The sequence below is a fragment of the Hymenobacter persicinus genome, from assembly GCF_004167665.1.
Lineage (GTDB): Bacteria > Bacteroidota > Bacteroidia > Cytophagales > Hymenobacteraceae > Hymenobacter > Hymenobacter persicinus.
Map to the genome: position 1 here is coordinate 24,543 of NZ_SEWE01000028.1, position 21,391 is coordinate 45,933.

General features: G+C 64.1%; 15 protein-coding genes. 8 read left to right on the forward strand and 7 right to left on the reverse strand.

From position 1 onward, the window contains the following. Positions 1-132 precede the first annotated feature (132 nt). The 3 genes from EWM57_RS13550 to EWM57_RS13560 all read left to right on the forward strand — a co-directional run bounded on the left by EWM57_RS13550 (position 133) and on the right by EWM57_RS13560 (position 5,978). On the forward strand, positions 133-3,006 hold the full coding sequence (locus tag EWM57_RS13550) for a glycosyl hydrolase (protein WP_129921689.1): 2,874 nt from the start codon (positions 133-135) through the stop codon (positions 3,004-3,006). 190 nt (positions 3,007-3,196) lie between these two features. Next, on the forward strand, positions 3,197-4,276 hold the full coding sequence (locus EWM57_RS13555) for a glycoside hydrolase family protein (protein ID WP_129921690.1): 1,080 nt from the start codon (positions 3,197-3,199) through the stop codon (positions 4,274-4,276). Between the two features lie 169 nt (positions 4,277-4,445). Then, a complete protein-coding gene (locus EWM57_RS13560; RefSeq protein WP_129921691.1) occupies positions 4,446-5,978 on the forward strand; it encodes a sialate O-acetylesterase in 1,533 nt (510 codons plus the stop codon). 3 nt (positions 5,979-5,981) lie between these two features. On the opposite strand, the gene EWM57_RS13565 is transcribed toward EWM57_RS13560, so the two are convergent. Both EWM57_RS13565 and EWM57_RS13570 read right to left on the reverse strand, forming a co-directional pair. Then, positions 5,982-8,516 (reverse strand): DUF3160 domain-containing protein, encoded by a 2,535-nt coding sequence (locus EWM57_RS13565; RefSeq protein ID WP_129921692.1) that lies wholly within the window; start codon positions 8,514-8,516, stop codon positions 5,982-5,984. A gap of 8 nt (positions 8,517-8,524) precedes the next feature. Beyond that, positions 8,525-10,042: a CapA family protein gene (locus EWM57_RS13570; RefSeq protein WP_129921693.1), complete on the reverse strand. Its 1,518-nt coding sequence runs from the start codon at positions 10,040-10,042 to the stop codon at positions 8,525-8,527. Positions 10,043-10,397: 355 nt separating this feature from the next. Between EWM57_RS13570 and EWM57_RS13575 the strand changes: the two genes are divergently transcribed. The 5 genes from EWM57_RS13575 to EWM57_RS13595 all read left to right on the forward strand — a co-directional run bounded on the left by EWM57_RS13575 (position 10,398) and on the right by EWM57_RS13595 (position 15,711). Then, complete coding sequence (locus tag EWM57_RS13575) at positions 10,398-11,828, forward strand: glycoside hydrolase family 28 protein (RefSeq protein WP_129921694.1); 1,431 nt, start codon at positions 10,398-10,400, stop codon at positions 11,826-11,828. A gap of 15 nt (positions 11,829-11,843) precedes the next feature. Then, positions 11,844-13,106 carry an L-fucose:H+ symporter permease gene (fucP, locus tag EWM57_RS13580; RefSeq protein WP_129921695.1) on the forward strand — a complete coding sequence of 421 codons (1,263 nt, stop codon included), beginning with the start codon at positions 11,844-11,846 and terminating at the stop codon, positions 13,104-13,106. Positions 13,107-13,128: 22 nt separating this feature from the next. Further along, a complete protein-coding gene (locus EWM57_RS13585) occupies positions 13,129-13,893 on the forward strand; it encodes an SDR family NAD(P)-dependent oxidoreductase (protein ID WP_129921696.1) in 765 nt (254 codons plus the stop codon). A gap of 99 nt (positions 13,894-13,992) precedes the next feature. Then, on the forward strand, positions 13,993-14,850 hold the full coding sequence (locus EWM57_RS13590) for a fumarylacetoacetate hydrolase family protein (RefSeq protein ID WP_129921697.1): 858 nt from the start codon (positions 13,993-13,995) through the stop codon (positions 14,848-14,850). Between the two features lie 69 nt (positions 14,851-14,919). Continuing rightward, complete coding sequence (locus EWM57_RS13595; RefSeq protein WP_129921698.1) at positions 14,920-15,711, forward strand: SDR family oxidoreductase; 792 nt, start codon at positions 14,920-14,922, stop codon at positions 15,709-15,711. Positions 15,712-15,757: 46 nt separating this feature from the next. Here EWM57_RS13595 and EWM57_RS13600 read toward each other — a convergent pair whose 3' ends face one another. The 5 genes from EWM57_RS13600 to EWM57_RS13620 all read right to left on the reverse strand — a co-directional run bounded on the left by EWM57_RS13600 (position 15,758) and on the right by EWM57_RS13620 (position 21,315). Continuing rightward, on the reverse strand, positions 15,758-16,321 hold the full coding sequence (locus tag EWM57_RS13600; RefSeq protein ID WP_129921699.1) for a LutC/YkgG family protein: 564 nt from the start codon (positions 16,319-16,321) through the stop codon (positions 15,758-15,760). A 104-nt stretch (positions 16,322-16,425) separates the two neighbouring features. Further along, on the reverse strand, positions 16,426-17,790 hold the full coding sequence (locus tag EWM57_RS13605) for a lactate utilization protein B (RefSeq protein WP_129921700.1): 1,365 nt from the start codon (positions 17,788-17,790) through the stop codon (positions 16,426-16,428). Continuing rightward, positions 17,787-18,527 (reverse strand): (Fe-S)-binding protein, encoded by a 741-nt coding sequence (locus EWM57_RS13610; protein WP_129921701.1) that lies wholly within the window; start codon positions 18,525-18,527, stop codon positions 17,787-17,789. Before EWM57_RS13610 ends, EWM57_RS13605 begins: the two co-directional genes overlap by 4 nt. Before the next feature lie 176 nt (positions 18,528-18,703). Continuing rightward, a complete protein-coding gene (locus tag EWM57_RS13615; protein ID WP_129921702.1) occupies positions 18,704-20,035 on the reverse strand; it encodes an FGGY-family carbohydrate kinase in 1,332 nt (443 codons plus the stop codon). Beyond that, positions 20,032-21,315 carry a TIM barrel protein gene (locus EWM57_RS13620; RefSeq protein ID WP_129921703.1) on the reverse strand — a complete coding sequence of 428 codons (1,284 nt, stop codon included), beginning with the start codon at positions 21,313-21,315 and terminating at the stop codon, positions 20,032-20,034. The genes EWM57_RS13615 and EWM57_RS13620 overlap by 4 nt, the downstream gene beginning before the upstream one ends. Positions 21,316-21,391 lie beyond the last annotated feature (76 nt).

The following is a 21,391-nucleotide window of genomic DNA, read 5'->3' on the forward strand; positions in this document are numbered from 1 at the left end:
AACTGTCATGCTGAGTCCCGCGAAGCATCTCTACCGCCTCGTTGAAATTACCACTGCGGTAGAGATGCTTCGGCTCCGCCCTGCTTTGCTCAGCATGACGTTCCAGAGTGAAACCGTGTCCCTTTCCGACCTATGAAAACCACCCTCGCCCTTTCCCTGCTGCTCACCGCTGCTTTGGCCCAGCACCCGGCCGAGGCCCAGGCCCAGGCTCCGCGCTGGCCGGAAATCACCCAGCAAAACAAGCCCTGGACGCGGTGGTGGTGGCAGGGCAGCGCGGTGAACGAGGCCGACCTGACCCGCCTGCTCACCCAGTACCAGCAGGCCGGTTTGGGCGGGGTCGAAATCACGCCGATTTACGGGGTGAAGGGCACCGAAAGCCAGTTTATCAACTTTCTCTCGCCCCGCTGGGTGGATATGCTGACGCACACGCTCACCGAGGCCGGCCGCCTGGGCATCGGCGTCGACATGGCCCAGGCCTCGGGTTGGCCCTTCGGCGGCCCCTGGGTGACGCCCCAAGACGCCTGCAAGTACGTGGCCTACAAAACCTACGTCGTGCCGGGCGGCCAGAACCTGTCGGAAACCGTGGGCTACGTGCAGAAGCCCCTGCTCAAAACCGTGGGCGTGCCCATTGACCTCAAGCAGCTCACCGACCCCATTGCTACCAACAAAGACCTGCAGCTGCACGCTTTCGACCAGGTGCGCTTTGAGAAGCCTTTACCTTTGCAGGCGCTGATGGCGTATTCGGATAAGGGCCAGACGCTGGACCTGACCAGCCAGGTGGATGCCGCGGGCAAGCTGGCCTGGACGGCCCCGGCCGGCGCGGGCTCGTGGACGCTCTACGCCGTATTCGAGGGCTGGCACGGCAAGCAGGTGGAGCGGGCCGGCCCCGGCGGCGAGGGTGACGTTATCGACCACTTCTCCAAAACGGCCACCGAGCACTACCTGGCCCGCTTCGACGAGGCCTTCAGGGGCCGCAACGTAAAAGGCGTGCGGGCCTTTTTCAACGATTCCTACGAGGTCGACGACGCCCAGGGCGAGGCCAACTGGACTCCGCTGATGTTCACGGAGTTTCAAAAGCGCCGCGGCTACGACTTGCGCCCCCAGCTGCCGGCATTGTTCAGCACCGACGCCACTTCCGACCAGCACCAGCGCGTGCTCAGCGACTTTCGGGAAACCATATCCGAATTGCTGCTCGAAAACTACACCCAGACCTGGCACGCGTGGGCCAAGGGCCGCGGGCAGCTGATTCGCAACCAGGCCCACGGCTCCCCGGCCAACATCCTCGACCTGTACGCCGCCACCGACATTCCCGAGACGGAAGGGGAGGACCTGCTGCGCATCAAGTTTGCCTCCTCCGCCGCCCACGTCACGGGCAAGCCGCTGACCTCGTCGGAGTCGGCGACCTGGGAAAATGACCATTTCCTGTCCAAGCTCTCGGACGTGAAAAAGGCCATGGACCGGATGCTGCTCGGGGGCGTGAATCACACCTTCTACCACGGCACCAACTATTCGCCCCAGGCGGCGGCCTGGCCGGGCTGGCTGTTTTACGCCGCCGTCCACTTCAACCCCAACAACTCGTTCTGGACGGACTTTGGCCAGCTCAACCGCTACGTGGCCCACTGCCAGAGCTTTCTGCAGGCCGGCCAGCCCTCAAACGATGTGCTGGTGTACCTGCCCATCTACGACGCCTACGCCCGGCCCGGCAAGGTCCTGCTCCAGCACTTCGACGGCATCGACCACGGCTTCAAGGGCCTGCCCGTGGGGGCCACCGGGGAGCTGCTGCTCAAGCGCGGCTACGGCTTCGACTTCATTTCCGATAAACAGCTGCAGGGGGTAACCACCGCCGGCAAGACTCTGCAAACCGGCGGCGCCACCTACCAGACTATTCTGCTGCCCGACGCCCGCCTCGTGCCGCTGGCGACCCTGGAGCAGTTCGTGAAGCTGGCCCGCAACGGCGCTACGCTGGTGGTGCAAAACCAGCTGCCCACCGACGTGCCCGGCCTCGGTAACCTGGAAAACCGCCGCGCCGCCCTGAAAAAGCTGCTGGGCCAGTTCAACTTCACCGAAGCCAACGGCATCCGCAAAGCTGCGCTGGGTAAGGGCGCGGTGCTCGTCGGCTCGGACGTGGATAAGCTGCTGGCCGCCGCTGGGGTGCAGCGCGAAACCATGGTCGACAACGGGCTGGAATTCGTGCGCCGCCGCCACGCCAAGGGGCATTACTACTTCGTGACTAACTGGGGCGACAAGCCGGTGGCCGCCTGGGTGCCGCTGCAAAGCGCGGGCACCAAATCCGTGGCCCTCTACAACCCAATGACCGAAAAGCTGGGCCTGGCCCGCTGGCGCACTTCGGCCCAGGGCCGGCTCGAAACCTACGTGCAGTTGGCGCCCGGCGAGTCCTGCCTGCTCGAAACCAGCACCGCCGCCCTCAGCGGCCCGCTGTACGCCTACCAGCAGGCCGCCGGCCCCGCCCAGCCCGTGCCCGGCCCCTGGAATTTGCGCTTCGTGGCGGGCGGCCCGGAGCTGCCGGCCCCGGCCCAACTGCCGGCACTCGGCTCCTGGACCTCGCTCGGTACTGACGCGGCGAAAAGCTTCTCCGGTACGGCCACCTACTCGACTACTTTTGCTCAACCCGCCGGCACCGCGGAAGGCTGGACTCTGGACCTGGGCCGGGTGGCCGAAAGTGCCCGCGTCCAGCTCAACGGCCAGGAATTGGGCACGCTCATCGGGCCGGTTTACCAGGTCTACATTCCGCAAAGCCAGCTCAAGGCCAGCAACACGCTCGTCGTCAGCGTGAGCAACGGCATGGCCAACCGCGCCAGTGATATGGACCGTCGCCACGTGCCCTACAAGAATTCCTACAACATCAACATGGCCAGCAAACTTAAGGAAAACCGGGGCCCCGACGGCCTGTTCACGGCCGAAAAATGGGCCCCGCGCGAGTCTGGCCTGCTCGGCCCCGTCACGCTCACGCCCACTTCGACCAGCAGCCCGGGGAAAGTGCAGTAGCGTTGTTTCCAAGGCTAGTTCCCCTCCTTATTTCAAGCAGGGGTGCCCGAAGGGCGGGGTGGTTCAATCGTTGAACGGCCTTTAGAACTAGCTCCAGTCATTGTTCTGGCGTGGTCAACCACCCCTAACCCCTCCTCATCTGAGGAGGGGAACCAGAATAGCCTTTTAGCTGACTCAACAATTCTACCCCATGCTCACCCGCCGCACTTTTCTCACTGGTCTGGCCCTGGCGCCGTTTGCGCGGGCCGCGGCGGGCATTGCCGCCGGTCGGCTCATCGACTTTCCCAAAGCCGACTTTTCCAGCTTCAGCAAGCACCTGAAGCCCGTGGGCCGGGCTCTGGAGCTGGAGGGCTACTACGTCTGGTGCAACAGCCCGATTTACGGCCCCGATGGCAAAGTGCACGTCTTTTTCTCCCGCTGGGAAGCCAGCAGGGGCATGGGCGGCTGGCTGCGGGGCTCGGAAATCTGCCGGGCCGTGGCCGACTCGCCCGCGGGTCCGTTCGAGTTTCGGGAAGTGGTGCTGGCCCCGCGGGGGGGCGGGTTTTGGGATGCCACCACCTGCCACAACCCCAGCATTCAGCTCGTGGATGGGCGCTACTGCCTGTTTTTTATGGGCACCTCCAACGGCAAAACCGACACTAAGCGCATCGGCCTGGCCACCGCGCCCAGTCTCGAAGGCCCCTGGACTCGCCCCGACGAGCCCCTGCTGCTGCCCGGCCCGGCAGGCGCCTGGGACGACCACTGCACCACCAACCCGGCCTTTGTGAAGCACGCGGGCAAATACTGGCTCTACTATAAATCCTGGAACACCCGGGAGTACGAGGACGCCAAAGGCCAGGAAATCCGCGGCAACCGCAAATACGGCCTTGCCGTGGCCGATAAGCTGGAAGGACCCTACGTGAAAGACGCCGCCAACCCGGTTATCGACTTCTCCAAGCTGGGCCACAACAAGCAGTTCGAGGACGCCTTCGTGTGGCAGCAGCACGGCAAATTTCACCTGCTGGCCCGCGACATGGGGGTCTACAACCAGGAAGTCGGCCTCTACCTCGAATCCCGGGACGGCAAGGCGTGGACCTACCCCAAAATTGCCTTCCTGCCCCTGCGCGACTACGGGGTGCAGCAGCCCCCGGCCCCGGCCAAGCTCAAGCGCTACGGCCGCCTCGAACGGCCCCAGCTGCTGCTGCGCGACGGTAAGCCCGAATACCTGTTTGGTGCCTCCCAGGGCGGTAAGTACATGACCTCGTCTTCGTTTGTGTTCCGGATTACCTGAGGGACGGCGGCCAAATCAAGCCCCACAATAAAAGAACGTCATGCTGAGCTTGCCGAAGCATCTCGCGCATTGACGTTGAGTTGCTAATCGGACGTCAGCCCGCGGAATTCCCCGGTCCCTGGATTAATTCGCCGCATGCTCGGAGTGCCGTTCTGCTAACCCCTGCTTTATGAATCAGCCCTTACGATTTTCCGGCTTGCTGCTGGTCTTGTTCCTGCTTTGCGCCCGCGCCGCCTTCGCCGACGTTACGCTGCCGGCCCTCATCACCGACAACCTCGTGCTCCAGCAGCAAACCACCGTGGCGCTCTGGGGCTGGGCGGCGCCGGGGGAGGTGGTAACCGTCACGGCCGGGTGGCACAAGCAGCCGGCTAAAGCCACCGCCGACGCACAGGGCAACTGGCTGGTGCGCCTGCCCACGACCAAGGCCGGCGGCCCATACACGCTCACGTTTCAGGGGCACAACCGGCTGGTGGTAAGTAATGTGCTGCTGGGGGAGGTCTGGCTGTGTTCGGGGCAGTCGAACATGAATTTTCCCGTGGCCAAAGGCAGCTCGAAGTGGATGACGGGCGTCGTGAACGAGGCTGAGGTAGTGTCTAACGCCAACTACCCGGCCATCCGCATGTTCACCGTGGCCCAGAAAGTGGCCGACGCGCCCGAGCGGGACGTGCGGGGGAGCTGGGTGGTGTGCAGTCCCCAGACTGTCGGCTCGTTCTCGGCCGTGGCCTACTTTTTCGGGCAGGAAATTCACGCCACGCTCGGCGTGCCGGTGGGGCTGATTCACTCGTCCTGGGGCGGTACGCCGGCCGAGTCCTGGACCCGGAAAGACGTGCTGGAGCAGAACTCCGAGCTGCGCCCCATCCTAACCCGCTACGACCTGGGTTTGACCCAGCGCCCGGCCTACGAAACGGCGCTGGCGGCCTGGAAAACGGAAAAAGCCGCTAACCCGGCCTCCAAAGCTCCCAAGCCCGCCGAGCCCCAGAAAGCGACCAGCAATAAGTCGCCCTACAAACTCTACAACGGCATGATTCGCGGCCTGCAGCCCTACACGCTGCGCGGCGTCATCTGGTACCAGGGCGAAAGCAACGCCGAGCGGGCTTGGCAGTACCGCACCCTGTTTCCGGCCCTGATTGCCAACTGGCGCCACGACTGGCAGCAGCCCGCCCTGCCTTTCTACTTCGTCCAGATTGCCCCGCACAAGGGCCAGAACCCCGAAATCCGGGAGGCCCAGCTCCATACCCTGCAAACTGTGCCGCACACCGGCATGGTGGTGACCACCGACGTGGGCGACTCGCTCGACATTCACCCCCGCGACAAGCAGACCGTGGGCCACCGCCTCGCCCTGTGGGCCCTTAGCCACGACTACGGTCAGCCGAAGCGGGCGTATTCCGGCCCGCTGTACCGGAGCCTGAGCGTAAGTAAGGGCAGAGTGAAGCTGCAATTCGACCACGCCGCCGGTTTACAGGCAAAAGGCGGAGCCTTGCGCGAATTCACCATTGCCGGCCCCGACAGCGTATTCCGGCCCGCCCAGGCCGTAATTGAGGGCAACGCGGTGGTAGTCTGGAGCGACGCGGTGAAGCAGCCGGTGGCCGTGCGTTTCGGCTGGAGCAAGTCGCCAATGCCCAACCTGTTCAACGCCGCCGGCCTGCCCGCCTCGCCCTTCCGCACCGACGCCTGGCCCACGCCGACCCAGGGCAAACGGTAACCGTTATTCGAGCGGGCTGCCTTGTTTGCCGCTCAGCTCCTTGACGGGCACAATCAGCTCGCGCAGCCACTGGGGCCGGGGCGGGGCCTGCCGGGCCAGCTGCATCCGCCATTCCTCGTCGGTGAGGCGGCTGGGGCTGATAAACTCGTAGTAGCTGAACACGCCCCCCCGGGCTAGCACCGGCGCCCCGTTGATTTCGACTACCACGTACAGGGCATCCACCGCGCCCACGGCTTCCTCCAGGATGCCGCGCTTGGCCCCGTCGCCGTTGAACGAGTACACGTCGGCCACCAGGCCCAGATGCCGTTCCCGGTCGGGGAGCTGGGCAGTTTTCAAAATGTTGATGGTCAGGCCTTCCACCTCACCGCCAATCCAGGAAATCTTGTCCATTTCCTCGTTGGTCAGGGGCTGGTGGTTTACTTCCTTGCGGGCCATATTCCGCAGGCCAGTCACCAGCTCCCGGATTTCTTGGTTTAGGCCGGCCAGGTGCTGGGTGTTGGCATTGAGGTGGGTCAGGCTCTGGTCCTGCTGGATGAGCAAGGCCAGGGCGGCGTCCCAGAAAGGCAGATTGGGCTCCACGTAGCCCAAGTGCTGGGGGCGGGGCGGACCGTCGCCCCCGTCGCCAGCCTCCGCCCCGGCGGGTTGCTCAGTGTAAAGCAGCAAGTCGTGCTTCAACTCAGCCCAGCCGCCGAGGGCCGTGCTCAGGTTGCGCTTCTGCCAGGCCGGAGTGCGGGTGAAATAAGGCGGATTGGTGCCCTGGAAGGGCTGGTTGAGCGCCAGCAGGGCCTGCATGGTCTTGGTATACAGGTTCTGATTCCAAGCCTTAAACGGCGCAAACTGCCGCTGCAAGGCCCGGAGCGTATCGGGGTAGGCAGGCCATGCCTGGGCTTCGCGGTAATCGGTGAGCAGGATGCCCTGGGCGGTGCGGTTGCCGAAGGTGGCAAATACGTCGAGGCCCTTGGGGAAGGGGCGGGGCATTTTGGGGCGCAGCACGTTGGTCAGGCGCCCCAGGATTTCTCCGTCGAAGGTGTAGCGGCCAGCGGTGAACAACAGCTTCGGCCGCTCCAGGGCCACGGTGGCTTTGGCCGTGGCGCCCTGGGGCCGGATTCGGTCGGTGCCGGTAGCTACCAGGGCGGGGCGCAGGCGGGCCAGCACCTCGGGCGCGGTCAGCTGGTCGAGGGTTTGGCCCGCGTAGCGGGTTTTGAGCACGGCCAGCAGGTTGGTCAAAGAGCGGTTGTCCTCGTCGCCGACCAGCACGTCGAGCACCCGGGTCAGGTTCTGGAAGTTTTTTTCGCCGGCCGGACTCGCCGCCAGGGCCTGGGCCAGCGCCACGGCCCGCAGCAGCCCGGCGTCCGAATCCAGGAATATGGGGGCCGTATTCAGCCACTTTACCGCTCGGAAATAGCGGCGGGTGGTGTCGTTGAGCGTGTACATGCCCCGGGGCTTACACATAGAATAGTCGAACAGCGAATCCTGGAGCAGGACCGAGCCCTTGCCTTCGGCTTCGGTGCAGCGGGCCACTTCGGCGGCCACCAGGTCAGCGTACTGGGCCGGGACGGGAGTGGAGCCGCCAGTGAGCAGAGTGTAGCCCACGCCGTAGTAGGCCGCCGTCCATTCGGCCGCCGCCCGGGCCTGAGGGTTCTGGCTGCGCTGGGCTAAGGCAATGGCCTGGGTGGCGCCATTGCGCAGCATGCTGCTTACTACCGGTACCAGCCGCTTTTCTTCCACGTCGCTGAGAATGCCGTTCAGGTACTTGTGCAGCAGTTGCAGCACCAGGTCGGTGGTCACGAAGCTGGGCGTGTAGTCGTATTGGTTCTGGTCGTAGAGGTAGAAAATCTGCTCTTCCTGGGTGGGCACGAGCACGAAGTTGTTGCGGTTCAGCACCGTGCGCATGGCGGGCGTGACGAGCTGCTCGCGCTGGTTGGTCACGAAGTCGAAGCCAATCATGGGGAAGCCCGCTGGGGAGGAAACGCGGTGGGCCAGTAGCTTGGTTTCCTGGGCGTACACGCGCTGCACGAAGGCCAGCTCCTGGCGGTTGAGCGGCACCCGAATTTCCACCGAGTCCTCGTAGGTCCACAGCGGGCGGTACCACTTCTGCTTGGCAAAGTAGGATCGGGCCGCAGCATTAAGAAAGCAGTACCCGTTGCGGGCGTAGATGGTATTGCGCAGCAGCAGCAACTCCAGGTAGCTTTTGCCGGCCAACTCCTGCCGATAATTGAATGCCGGCAGCGGGGCGCGGTTGCTGCTTTCGGAGCCCGGTTCGGGCGAAGCGCCCTGGTAGTACTCCTTCACGTAGTCGCGCTGATAGAGCTGGGCCAGCCGGGCTTTGTCCTCGGTCAGCGTCACCGGGATTTTCTCCCCGAAGCCGTTGTCGTGCTCGGTGGCCGTCAGGCCGGCCCCGACGGGCTGAATAGGTGCAGGCGTTTGGGAGGCTTCAGTAGGCGGAGCGGCGGGCTTGGGGCGCAGCCAGAAAAACAGTCCGCCACCCAGTAGCAGGGCCAGAGCGGCCAGAATAATCCATAGCGTATTGCGGTTCATGGCGCAGGTTAACGAATAAAATGGTCGTAGGCCGCCTCCAGCGTCAGGCTGCGGGCGGGGAAGGCGTCGAGCATAAGGCCGAAGCCTCGCCAGGAATAGTGGCCAATGCAGTACCGGCCGTCGGGTTGCTGCTCGATGGTGCGCACGTAGGTGAGGCCGTGGGCAGCACGCACGGCTTTGAAGTACAGCAGCCGGTACATTACCCGGGAGCCCAGCCAGCGGGGCGTGGCCCGGCCCTGCGCCACGCGGTACACAAACAGCCGCCGCCGCATCGTGGAATCGAAGTGAGTGGTCTTGACGGGTCCGGCTAGCAGATCGGGATGGCCGTCGTTGTCCACGTCGCCCTGAGCAAACTGATACAGCGGAAACCCCAGCGGCAGCACCGTTTGGGTGGCACCCGTACGAATATGCGCCTGAAAGTATCCCGCCCGCGGCAGAAAGCGCAGCCGAACCGCCGTGCCCGCCCTCATCGAATCGGCCAGCACTTGCTCCCGGGGAAAGTAGCCGGGCCCAGCAGGCGCCGCCACCGGGGCCCGTAGCTGCCAGCGGGCTGCGTCGGGGTCAAGGCCGAGGGGCCCCTCCGGCAACAAGCGTTGGATCCGAGTGAGCAGGGCCGCCCGGGCCGCAGTTTCCGCCGCATACGGAATGGCGCGGTGCAGCTGCAGGGGGCGCAGGTAGGTAGCCATGACGTGGCCCTGGGCTAGCTCGAAGTCGACCTGCAAAGCCAGGTCGGTTTGTCGGCCCTGCTGGTCGAAGAGGAAATTACCCAAGCTGTAGAGGATGGGGCAGCCGCGGTAAAACTCCACCGGCTGCACCACGTGGGGATGGGAGCCGACAACGGCCGCCGCCCCGCAGTCGATGAGGGTGCGGGCCTGGGCGCGCTGCACGGCGCTGGGTAGGTCGGCGTACTCGGTGCCCCAGTGCAGATACACCAGCACGGCCCGCTCCGGAAACAGGGTTTTGTAGGCCGCCACCCGCTCGCAAAGAGCTGCAAAGTCGCGCCCGCACAGACAGCCTTCCCCGGCCACGCGCTGATAAAAAGCCGAGTAGGCAAACACGGCCACGCTACTATCCGGGCCCAGCAGCGTGGGGCGGCAGCCGGCCAGGGAGTCAGCCTGATAGCCCAGCGGGTGCAGCCCGGCCGTCTGCACAGCCCGGTTAGTAAAATACAGGCCGCCGGCGTGCTGGTCGAGGGTGTGGTTGTTGGCCAGGGAAACGTGGGTGAAGCCCAGGTCTCGCAAAAACCAGGCGTAGTAAGGTGAGCCCCGAAATACGAAAGGCTTGCGGGCCGGCTGGTTTTCTATCGTCAGTGGGCACTCCAGGTTGCCGATTACGTAGCGGCTGCCGGCCCACAACGCCCGGGTGGTTTGCAAGAGGGCGGCACTGTCGCGGGCCAGGGCGGCGGGCACGGCACGGTCTAGCAGCACGTCGCCCACCATGCTCACGCACAGTGCGGGGGCTGGTGGCTGGCAGGCGGCCACCAGCAGGCTGCCGCAGAGCAGCCCAAGCCAGGGGGCAAGAGACATAATCGGGGAGCGAATAGCGCGGCAGGGTGGGAAGCCCGAATTTTATAAGTAGCTGCCGTGAAGGTAGAAAAAACCGGGTTTGCCGCTGCCAGCAGCCCATTACCGCCCACCCACCGGGGCGGCGCCGGCGGATATTCGGCCCGGCGGCGGAATTTTCAGGAGGGTACGGGAGAGTAAGACCCGGGAAGAAACGCAGCTTTGGCTGAGTGAAAAAGAGTGAGTTTTAACTGATGCGTGGCCGAGGCTTTGGGAGCTGCGGCCGTGGGAATCCGTTGTTCCGCCGCCCGGCCGCGCATCCAGTTAAAGACTTTTTTTCCTGGTCTTCCGTGCGCTACCCGCCAAAATCCCACCCGCTATGACTCTGCTGTTCTCGTTTCTGCTGCCGCTGTTTTCCTGGCTCACCGCGTTAGAGGCGCCCGCCCCGGCGCCCGCTGCCAACCAAGACCCCGCCTGGGTGAAGCAGGTCGGCGCCAAAACCCGGCCGGCCGCCAAAACCCTTTTCTCTGCCGCCACCTACGGGGCCGTCGGCGACGGCAAAACCCTCAACACCCAGGCCATCCAGAAGGCTATTGATGCCGCCGCGAAAAAGGGCGGCGTGGTGACCTTCGCCCCGGGCCAATACGTGACGGGCTCCATCTTCCTGAAAAAGGGCGTCACGCTCGATATTCCCAGGGGCGTCACCCTGCTGGGCAGCCAGGAGCTGAAAGACTACCCCCAGATTCCGACCCGCATTGCCGGCGTGGAAATGACCTGGCCCGCGGCCCTGATCAATATCCTCGACCAGGACAACGTGGCCATCACCGGCGCGGGCACCGTGGACGGGCAGGGTAAGCCGTTCTGGGAGAAATACTGGGCCATGCGCAAGGAGTACGACCCGAAAGGCCTGCGCTGGATTGTCGACTACGACGCCCAGCGGCCCCGCACGGTGCTGGTTTCTAATTCCTCCAACATCACGCTCAAGGGCATTACCCTCCAGCGGGCCGGGTTCTGGACCGTCCACATCCTGTACTCTAAAAATGTGACGGCCGACGGGCTGACCGTGCGCAACAACATCGGCGGGCACGGCCCGAGCACCGACGGCATCGACATTGATTCGAGCTCCTACGTGCTGGTGCAGAACTGCGACATCGACTGCAACGACGACAACTTCTGCCTCAAAGCCGGCCGCGACTGGGACGGCCTGCGCGTGAACCGCCCCACCGAGTACATCCTGATTCAGAACTGCGTGGCCGGGGCCGGCGACGGGCTCTTCACCTGCGGCTCGGAAACCTCCGGCGGCATCCGCCACGTCATTGCCCGCGGCCTGTCGGCGAAGGGCACCAAGTACGGCATTCGGCTGAAGTCGGCCACCAACCGCGGAGGTACCGTGGAAGACATTGTGGTGGAAAACATCAAGATGGACGGCGTGCGCGTGCCCATCATCATGACCATGAACTGGAACCCGAGCTACAGCTACTCCGAGCTGCCGGCCGGCTACACCCAGGCGACCCTACCCGCCCACTGGAAAGCCATGCTGGCCAAAGTGGAGCCCGCGGAGCGCGGCATTCCGCACTTCCAGAACGTGCGCATCTCGAACCTGACGGCCACCGGGGCCGGCACCGGCATTTCGGCCGAGGGCGTGGCCACTTCCAAGCTGCTCGACTTCAAGCTCGACAACATCAATATCAGCACCGCCAAGGCCGGCACCGTCGACTTTGCCCAGGGCTGGAACTTGCAGAAGGTGAGCATCCAGGCCCAGGACAACCAGCCGGTGGCCGTGAAAAACAGCTCCAGCGTCAGCTTTTAGCTTCGGCCTAAGCGCATGACTGCCCCCGCCCGCAACCGGCTGTTTGCCGTCGGTCTGATAACCTCGCTGTTCTTTCTGTGGGGCTTTGCCCTGAATCTGAACCCGATTCTGATTCCCCACCTCAAGAAAGCCTGCCAGCTCACCGACGCCCAGTCGGCCTTTATCGACTCGGCCTCCTACGTGGCCTACTTCCTGCTGGCGTTGCCCGCGGGCAGGTTCATGCAGCGCTACGGCTACAAGGGCGGCATCATTGTGGGGCTGCTGCTGTTTGCCGTCGGCGCCTTTTTGTTTTACCCCGCCGCCGCGGCCCGGCACTACGGCTTTTTCCTGACGGCCATCTTCATTATTGCCTGCGGCCTGACCTTCCTCGAAACTGCCGCCAACCCTTATATCACCGTGCTCGGAGCCCCCGAAGGTGCAGCCCAGCGCCTGAATTTTGCCCAGTCGTTCAACGGGCTGGCTGCCACGCTGGCCCCGCTGCTGGGCGGGTACTTTATTCTGTCCGGTACTTCGCTCACGCCCCAACAGGAAGCGGCCATGCCCGCGGCCGAGTTGCAGGCTTATTTAACCCGGGAAGCCCAGGCCGTGCAGCTGCCTTACCTGCTCATCGGCGGGGTGGTGCTGATAGTGGCCGTGGTGCTCTACTTCACCCGCCTGCCCGAAATCCAGGAGGCAACGGCTGCTACGCCCGGCGCCGAAACCTCGCTGTGGCGGGAGCAGAACCTGTGGTGGGGCGTGGTGGCGCAGTTTTTCTACGTCGGGGCCCAGGTGTGCGTGAGCAGCTTCTTCATCCGGTTTGCCGGCCGGGTGGCAGGCATCGAGGAGAAGTCGGCGGCGCTGTACCTGTCCGGGGCGCTGTTGGGCTTCATGGCCGGGCGCTTCATCGGGACGTTCCTGCTGCGCTACGTGGCGGCAGCCCGACTGCTGGCCCTGTACAGCGTTATCAACGTGGTGCTGGCGGGCGTGGCCATGCTCACGGGCGGCAAAACGGCGGTACTGGCGCTGGTGGGCGTGGAGTTTTTCATGTCCATCATGTTTCCCACCATCTTCTCGCTGAGCATCCGCGGCTTGGGCGCCAACACCAAGCCGGGCTCGTCGTTGGTCATCATGGCCATCGTGGGCGGGGCCGTGTTTCCCGTCATCATGGGCCAGGTGTCCGATCTTACCTCCATTCAAACGGCCTACGTGGTGCCGGCCCTGTGCTTTGTGGTGGTCTTCTACTTTGCTTGGCGCAATCTGGCCGTGCGCCACGTGCCGCTGGTGGCCGCCGCGCACTAGCCCGATTCAACCCAACTACTCTATGTTCAGCTTACTGGGAAAACAGGCCGTCATCACCGGCGCCGGCAGCGGCATCGGCCAAGCCATTGCCGCGCTTTTTGCCCGGCAGGGTGCCACAGTCCACATTATTGAGCTGACGGCGGAAGCTGGCCAAGAAACGGCTGAACTGATCCGGCAGGCCGGGGGCACAGCCCACGTGTACGCCGCCGACGTGAGCCAGTCGGAGCCGGTGCAGGCCGCCTTTCAGGCCATTGGCCGCGTCGATATTCTGGTCAACAACGCCGGCATTGCCCACGTGGGCAACGTGGAAAACACCGCCGAAGCCGACTTCGACCGGGTGTACGGCGTCAACGTGAAGGGCGCCTACCACTGCCTGCGCGCGGCCGTGCCGGGCATGCGGGCCCAGGGCGGCGGCGTGGTGCTGAATCTGGCCTCCATTGCCGCCCATGTCGGCCTCACCGACCGGTTTGCCTACTCCGTGAGCAAGGGCGCCATCTTCGCCATGACGTTGTCGGTAGCCCGCGACTATCTGGCCGCCGGCATCCGCTGCAACAGCATTTCCCCGGCCCGGGTGCACACCCCGTTCGTGGATGGTTTTGTGGCCAAAAACTACCCTGGTCAGGAAGAGGAAATCTTTGATAAACTCTCCAAAAGCCAGCCCATCGGCCGCATGGGCCGCCCCGAGGAAGTGGCCGCCCTGGCCCTCTACCTGTGCTCCGATGAGGCCGCCTTCATCACGGGCTGCGACTATCCGCTCGACGGCGGGTTTATCAAGCTGAATACTTAGGAATTGGTTTTCGGTTTTGGGTTTATGGTTGTTGGCCAAATACCCACCAGTCACCCCAAAAAAGCCAAAAACTAACAACCAAGAACCAACCGCCACCCCATGAAACTCATTCGCCACGGCCGGCCCGACCAGGAGCAGCCCGGAATCATCCTCCACGACCAGCACTTCGACGTTTCCGCCTTTGGGGAGGATTACAACGAAGCCTTTTTCGCCTCCGACGGGCTGCGCCGGCTGGCGGAATTCGTGCGGCAAAACGAAGGCCGGCTGCCCAAAGTGGCCGACGGCGCGCGGCTGGGCCCGCCGGTGGCGCGGCCCTCGAAGATTCTGTGCGTGGGCCTCAACTACGCCGACCACGCCCGCGAAACCGGCGCCACGCCCCCGCCCGAGCCGGTGCTGTTCATGAAGTCAACCACCGCGCTGGTGGGCCCGAATGACGACATCATCATTCCCCGCAACTCCGTCAAGACCGACTGGGAAGTGGAGCTGGCCGTGGTTATCGGCAAGCGGGCCTCTTACGTGACCGAGGCCCAGGCCCACGAGTACATTGCTGGCTACGCCCTGCACAACGACGTGTCGGAACGGGAGTTTCAGCTCGAGCGCAGCGGCACCTGGGACAAGGGCAAAGGCTGCGACACCTTCGCGCCGGTAGGTCCCTTCCTGGTCACGCCCGACGAAATCCCGGACGTGGACAACCTGCGCCTGTGGCTGAGCGTGAACGGGCAGATGATGCAGAATGGCACCACCGCCAACCTGATTTTCCGCATTCCCTTCCTGATCAGCTACATCAGCCAGTTCATGACCCTGCTGCCCGGCGACATCATCTCCACCGGCACGCCTGCCGGCGTAGGTCTGGGCTTCAACCCACCCGTTTACCTTAAACCCGGCGACGTGGTGGAGCTGGGCATCGACGGCCTGGGTACTTCCCGCCAAGTGTTGAAATCCTATTCGAAAGGCTAGTAGCGCGAACTGCGTGGCTGGCGCTGCGCCACCACCGCCCCTTGGAAACTTGTTAACTTCTGCCTCGTCATGGATTTAGAGCTCAAAGACCACGTTATCATCGTCACGGGCGGGGCTAAGGGCATCGGGGAGGGAATCTGCCGGGTGCTGGCCGCCGAGGGCGCCATTCCCGTCATTGTGGGCCGCAGCGAGGCCGATAACCTCGCCACCGTGGCGGCGCTGGAAGCCGCCGGGGGCCGGGCCGGGCAGGTGGTGGCCGAGTTGGCCAACCCGGAGGCCAGTGAGCAGGCCGTGGCGGCCGTACTGGCCCGGTTCGGGCGCATCGACGGGCTGGTCAACAATGCGGGGGTAAACGACGGGGTAGGGCTGGAAAACGGCAGTTACGTGGGCTTTCTGCAAAGCTTGCATTCCAACCTGGTGCACTACTACCTGATGGCCCAGCACGCGCTGCCAGCCCTGAAAAAAAGCGGGGGCAGCATCGTCAACATCAGCTCCAAAACGGCCGAAACCGGCCAGGGTAACACCTCAGCCTACGCCGCGGCCAACGGCGGCCGCAACGCCCTGACCCGGGAGTGGGCCGTAGAGCTGCTCAAGTACAATATCCGCGTCAACGCCATTGTAGTGGCCGAGTGCTGGACTCCCCAGTACGAAAAGTGGATCCAAAATCTGCCCGACGCCGAACAGAAGCTGCGCGAAATAACGGCCCGCATTCCCCTCGGCCAGCGCATGACCACCGCCGAGGAAATTGCCAACACCACGGCCTTTCTGCTCTCCAGGCGCAGCAGCCACACCACCGGCCAGATCCTGCACGTCGACGGCGGCTACGTGCACCTGGACCGGGCCCTGGCTAACGCTGGGTAAGAAGACAACCTTGGTTGAAGCAATTGGCCCAAGAGCAAAGTTGCTTCTACACCAAAAACACGGTCAGGCTGCGGGCGCCGTGGGCGCCGATGACCAAGGACTGCTCGATGTCGGCGGTTTTGGAAGGGCCGGCCAGGAAGATACCGTAGCTGTCTACCGAACCCAGCCGGGCGTAGGCCTGGTGCATGGTCGCCACGATATCGGCGCGGCGCAGCACCAGGGCCAGGTGCTGGCTCACCACTGGTAGGGCGCGGTGCAGCATGTTGGCCCCGGGCAGCCACACGGCCCCGTTTTCGGCCACCCCAAACTCGCCCCGCAGCACGGCCAAATCCACGGCCGCCAGCGTTTCGATGGGCGTCTCCGGCGTCACAGCCACGGTGGCGCTGATTACCTCGGCCGCCACGGTCCGGGCAGTAGGGTAGAGGTGGCGCACTACTTCGTCGAGGCGGGCAGCATCCGCAACCTCCACCACCTGCCCGCCGATGCCCTGGAGCACGGCCGTAAACCGGTCCAGGGAACTGTCGCCGCCAAAGTCCGGCACGTCGGGCAGCGGCGTTTCATAAGGTTGATTGGCGCGCACGGCGGCCAGAATTTTCTCGCGGGAGGTCATGTGGTGAGATGGGGAAATAGTGAAATAGTGAGCTTGGGGTTCGGGAGGCGCAGTTCCGCGCGGTTTGCGCCTGCGGAACGACAACTCACCAGTTCACCATCTCACTATTTCACCGTTTGGGCGTGCCATTCGCGGAAGCTTTGCTTGGGGGGCGCCGGCAATTCGCGGGCAATGGCCCAGGGGTTGTAGCCGGGGGCGTGGGTGAGGCCGTGGGGTAAAAAGCGCAGGCCGTGGCGGGCCATTTTGCCACCCGCGCCGAAGATGCCGGGGCGAGCCAAAACGCGGCTCAGCAGCTTCATGCTCCACTTCTTGCTGGCCGGCAGCTCCCCGGCCTGGCCCAGCACCTGCCGCCACTTGTAGAGCTGGGTGTGGATGTCGATTTTAACCGGGCATACGTCGGTGCAGGAGCCGCAGAGCGTGCTGGCAAAGGGCAAGGACGCGTGCCTTTTCATGTCGATGTTGGGCGACAGAATCGCGCCAATCGGGCCGGGGATGGTGAAGTCGTAGCTGTGGCCGCCGCTGCGCCGGTACACTGGGCAGGTATTCATGCAGGCCCCGCACCGAATGCACTTCAGTGAGGCCCGGAAGTCGGGCCGGCCCAGCTGCTTGGTGCGCCCGTTGTCGACGATGACCACGTGCATTTCCTTCCCTTCGGCGGGGCGGGTGAAGTGGGACGTGTAGGTGGTCACGGGCTGGCCGGTGGCGCTGCGGGTGAGCAGGCGGGTGAACACGCCCAGATCGGACAGGCGCGGAATCAGCTTTTCCATCCCCATGCAGGCAATGTGAACCCGGGCTAGGTTCACGCCCAAATCGGCGTTGCCCTCGTTGGTGCAGACCACCACCGAGCCGGTTTCGGCCACCGCGAAGTTGACCCCGGAAATGGCAACTTCCCCGGCCAGAAACTTCTCCCGCAAATGCTGACGGGCGGCCTCGGTGAGCTGCTGGGGGTCGGTGAGGCCCTTTTCAGTGCCCAGGTGCTGCCAGAAGGTTTCGCCCACGTCCTCCTTCTTCAGGTGAATGGCCGGCAGCACCACGTGGCTCGGTGCCTCGTCCCGGAGCTGAATAATTCGTTCCCCCAAATCGGTGTCGATAACCTCTACGCCGTGCTGAATCAGGTGGGGATTCAGGTGGCACTCCTCCGTGAGCATGGACTTGCTCTTCACGACCCGCGTGGCACCCTGGGACCGAATAATATCCAGCACAATGCGGTTATGCTCGTCGGCGTCGGCGGCCCAGTGCACGTGCACGCCGTTGCGGCGGGCATTTTCCTCAAACTGCTGCAAATAAAAGTGCAGGCGGCTCAGGGTGTGGTCCTTGATGTCGGAGGCCAGTTGGCGCAACTCCTGAAACTCGGGCACGGCGTACACGGCCTTGTCGCGCTTCTGGCGCACAAACCACAGCGTCTCGTCGTGCCAGGTGGTGCGCTCCTGGTCGAGCAAAAACAGGTCGGACTTCTGGGAGTGACTCATACAACGGCGCCGTTCAGGATTTCTACCGCGTGCAGCACTTTTACCGGCAGCTGCTGGCGGCGCACAATGCCTTCCAGGTGCATCAGGCACGACATGTCGCCGCCGGTTAGCACGCGCGTGCCGTTGCGCACGTGGTCCTGGACCCGATCCTGGCCCATGCGGGCCGAAATGCCGGCCTCGCTCACGCAAAACGTGCCCCCGAAGCCGCAGCACTCATCGTTGCGGTCCAGCTCGGTCAGTTCCAGGCCCTGCACCGAGGAAAGCAGGCGCCGCAGCTGCCCGTCGCGCACCGGCGTCATTTCCGACTCGTTGGCCTGGTGCAAACCGCGCTGGCCGTGGCAGCTCAGGTGCAGCCCGACTTTGTGCGGAAACGAGCCCGGAATTTCGGTCACGCCCAGCACGTTGATAATGAAGTCGAACAGCTCCCGGGTGCTGGTGCGCACGTGCTGCACCTGCGGCGTCTGCTCGATGATGTCGAAGTGCTTGCGCACGTGGTAGACGCAGCTGCCGGCTGGGGCCACCACGTAGTCATAGTCCCGGAACGTATCGACGAAGTGGCGGTACACGGGTATGGCGTCGGTTTCGCAGCCGCTGTTGGCCATGGGCTGCCCGCAGCAGGTTTGCTGCTGGGGGAAATCAGCCCGCACGCCCAGCTTTGCCAGCAGTTGCAGTGTGGCAATGCCGACCTGGGGGTAAAACTGGTCGATGTAGCAGGGCAGGAATAAAGCGACTTTCATGTACTGAACTAGGAACTACAAGCTAGCTCCCCTCCTCAGATGAGGAGGGGCTAGGGGTGGTTGAACTTGCGTTGAACGACTCTAGAGCTAGTTCTAAAAGGTCGTTCAACAAGTTTACCACCCCGCCCTTCGGGCACCCCTCCTTGAAAAAAAAGGAGGGGAATTCGTTCTGACTCTTATGAAAACAACAGCTGGGTTTTCTTCCAGGCCTCGCCCTGTTCCAGATGAATCAGCGCGCCAAGCGCCGTGGCCTGGGGGACTTCCAGGGTGCGGATGCGGGCCTGGGGAAAGTTGGCGGCCAGGATCTGCATGAACAGCGGGTTGCGGGCAAAACCGCCGTCGACGTAAATCAGCTGCTCTCCCTGGTGGACGAGGCGGATGGAGGCCGTCAGCAGGGTCAGCAGGCCGTGCATGAGGTGGTGGTAGGCGTCGGCGGCGGTGTTGAAGCCCGACAAGTCCCACTCCTGAGCCGGCTGCTCGGGGAAGGGGCCGGTGCCGTGCATGCACCAGGGCGTGAAGGGCTCCGCCGTGGCGTCGAAGGGCCGGGCCACCATCAGGGAGTGGTAGAAGTCGGGCTTGACGTGGAAGTGGTTGGCAATGCGCTGAACCTGAAAGTCATGCTCCCGGCCGAAAAACACCCGCGCAGCCTTGGTCATTTCGCCCTTGGGCGAGAGGTAGCTCAGACAGTCGCGCCCCAGCAACTCGGGCGTGAGCGGCTGGCGGTTGAACGGGTTGAACGTCACGGCCCACGTGCCGGTGGAAACCAGCAAAAACGGCTCTTCGTCGCGCTGCTGCAGGTATGGCACCAGGGCCGCGGAGCTGTCGTGCAGGCCCACGCCGACCAGAATCCCGTCCACGACCGAGGCAATGGAGTCCTGGGTCAGGGGCGCGAGCTTGTCGTCGATGCCTTCCCGGTACACCCAGTCGTGGTACTGGCCCCGCTCGAAGTCCCAGAGGCCGGTGTGGCACCCTACGGAGGTGTAGTCGCTAAACGCCTCACCGGTAATCAGGTAGGACAAATACTGAGGCAAATGCAGGGACGTGCGGATGCGTGCGTACTGCTCGGGCTTGGTGTGCTTGAGCCAGTAGAGCTGCATGCCCGAGTTGAGCATGCCCAGGCGGGGCGAGCAGGTTTCGGTGGCAAACTCGGTGGGGTGGTAGTCCAGCTCGGCGTAGAACCGCTCGGCCACGTTGGTGGGCAGGGGCTTGAGGTAGTTGTAGAGCGGCAGCACCGGCTGGCCGTTGGCCCCCAGATGCACGAAGCTGGCCCCGTAGGACGTGAAGTTCACGCCCTTCAGGTTGTAGTGCGGGCTCTGGCGCAGCTGGTTCCAGTTGTCGCGCACCCAGTCGGTGAGGCGGGTCAGGGTTTCGCAGGGGAAGCCCTCGTCGTCGACGGTATCGAGGCAGATTTGCTGGTGCTCGTCAATAATCTGGCGGTCCTCGTCGAAGAGGATAACTTTCTTGTTGGTCTTGCCAACGTCGAACACGGCGTAGATGGACTTTTTCATAGGCCGGTGCTGAGGCTGAGCTTGCCGCGCTGCTGGATGAGGGATTCGCGCACCCGGGCGGCGCGGTACACGGCCACGGGTTGCAGGGCGCCGCCGCTCTGCCGGTACGATTCGGCTACCAGGGGCCGCACGTCGGTCAGAAAGGCGTCGCGCAGGATTTCCTCGGCCCGCACCACGTCGTTGTTTTCCTGGGCTTCGTGCAGGGCGGCGCGGTCCACCAGCAGCGCCTTGGCGTAAGCCCCGAGGATGCTTTCCACCGACTGCAGCAAATCTTCCAGCGGGTCCTTGGTGTTGTGGCTGGCGTCAATCATGTAGGCCACGGCAGCTTCCTGATTCACGGTGTCGTCCTGGGCAGCGTCGACCAACTCATTGAAAATCAAAAACAGCTGGAAGGGCTTGGTACTGCCGGTAGTCAGGTCGTCGTCGCCGTACATCGAGCCGTTGAAATGGAACCCGCCCAGGCGGCCGAAATGGCGCAGGCGGCCCACAATCTGCTCGATGTTGGTGTTGGGCAAGTGGTGGCCGAGGTCAACGAGCACCTGCGCCTGCTTACCCAGGTACTGGCAGAGCGAGTAGGAGGTGCCCCAGTCGGGAATCACCATGGAGTAGAAATTGGGCTCGTAGGGCTTGTACTCAATCAGCATGGTCATGTCCGAGGGCATGGCCTCGTAGATGCTGGCCAGGGACTCGGCCGTGCGCTGGTAGGCCCGGCGCAGGTGCTGCTGGCCGGGGAAGTTGGAGCCGTCGGCCAGCCACACGGTGTGCACGCCCGCGCCCAGCTGCTGCCCGTAGCGCACGCACTCGATGTTGTGCTCCACGGCGAGCTGGCGCACGGCCGCGTCGGTGTGGCTCAGGGAGCCGAATTTGTACGAAACCGACTGGCCGGGCTGGTCCTGAAACGTGTTCGAGTTCATCGAATCAATCGTCAGACCGCGGGCTTTGAGTTGCTGTTGCAAAGCGGGCACGTCCTGGGGAATATCCCAGGGAATGTGCAGGGAAATCGAGTTGGAGGAGCCGTTGAGCTGGTTGAGCAGGGCCACGTCGTCAATCTTTTCTTCGAGGCTGCGCGGTTCCCCGCCCCCGGAGAAGCGGCCGAAGCGGGTGCCGCCGGTGCCCAGGGCCCAGCTCGGAATGGCCACCTGGAAAGCGTTGAGCTGCTGCACCACATCCTGGGCATCGACGTGGCGGCGGGCCAGCAGGTCGCGCAGATACTGGTAGCGGAACTGGTGCTCGTCGAGCAAAGGGCGGTTCAGGTCCTGGAGTTGGTCGTCGGAAAGCATAGCGGATCGGCGGCGAGGGTGGGAGGAAAGGGCCGGCGGGCGGGCAGAGCCGGGCGGCGTTAAGGAGGAGCAACCT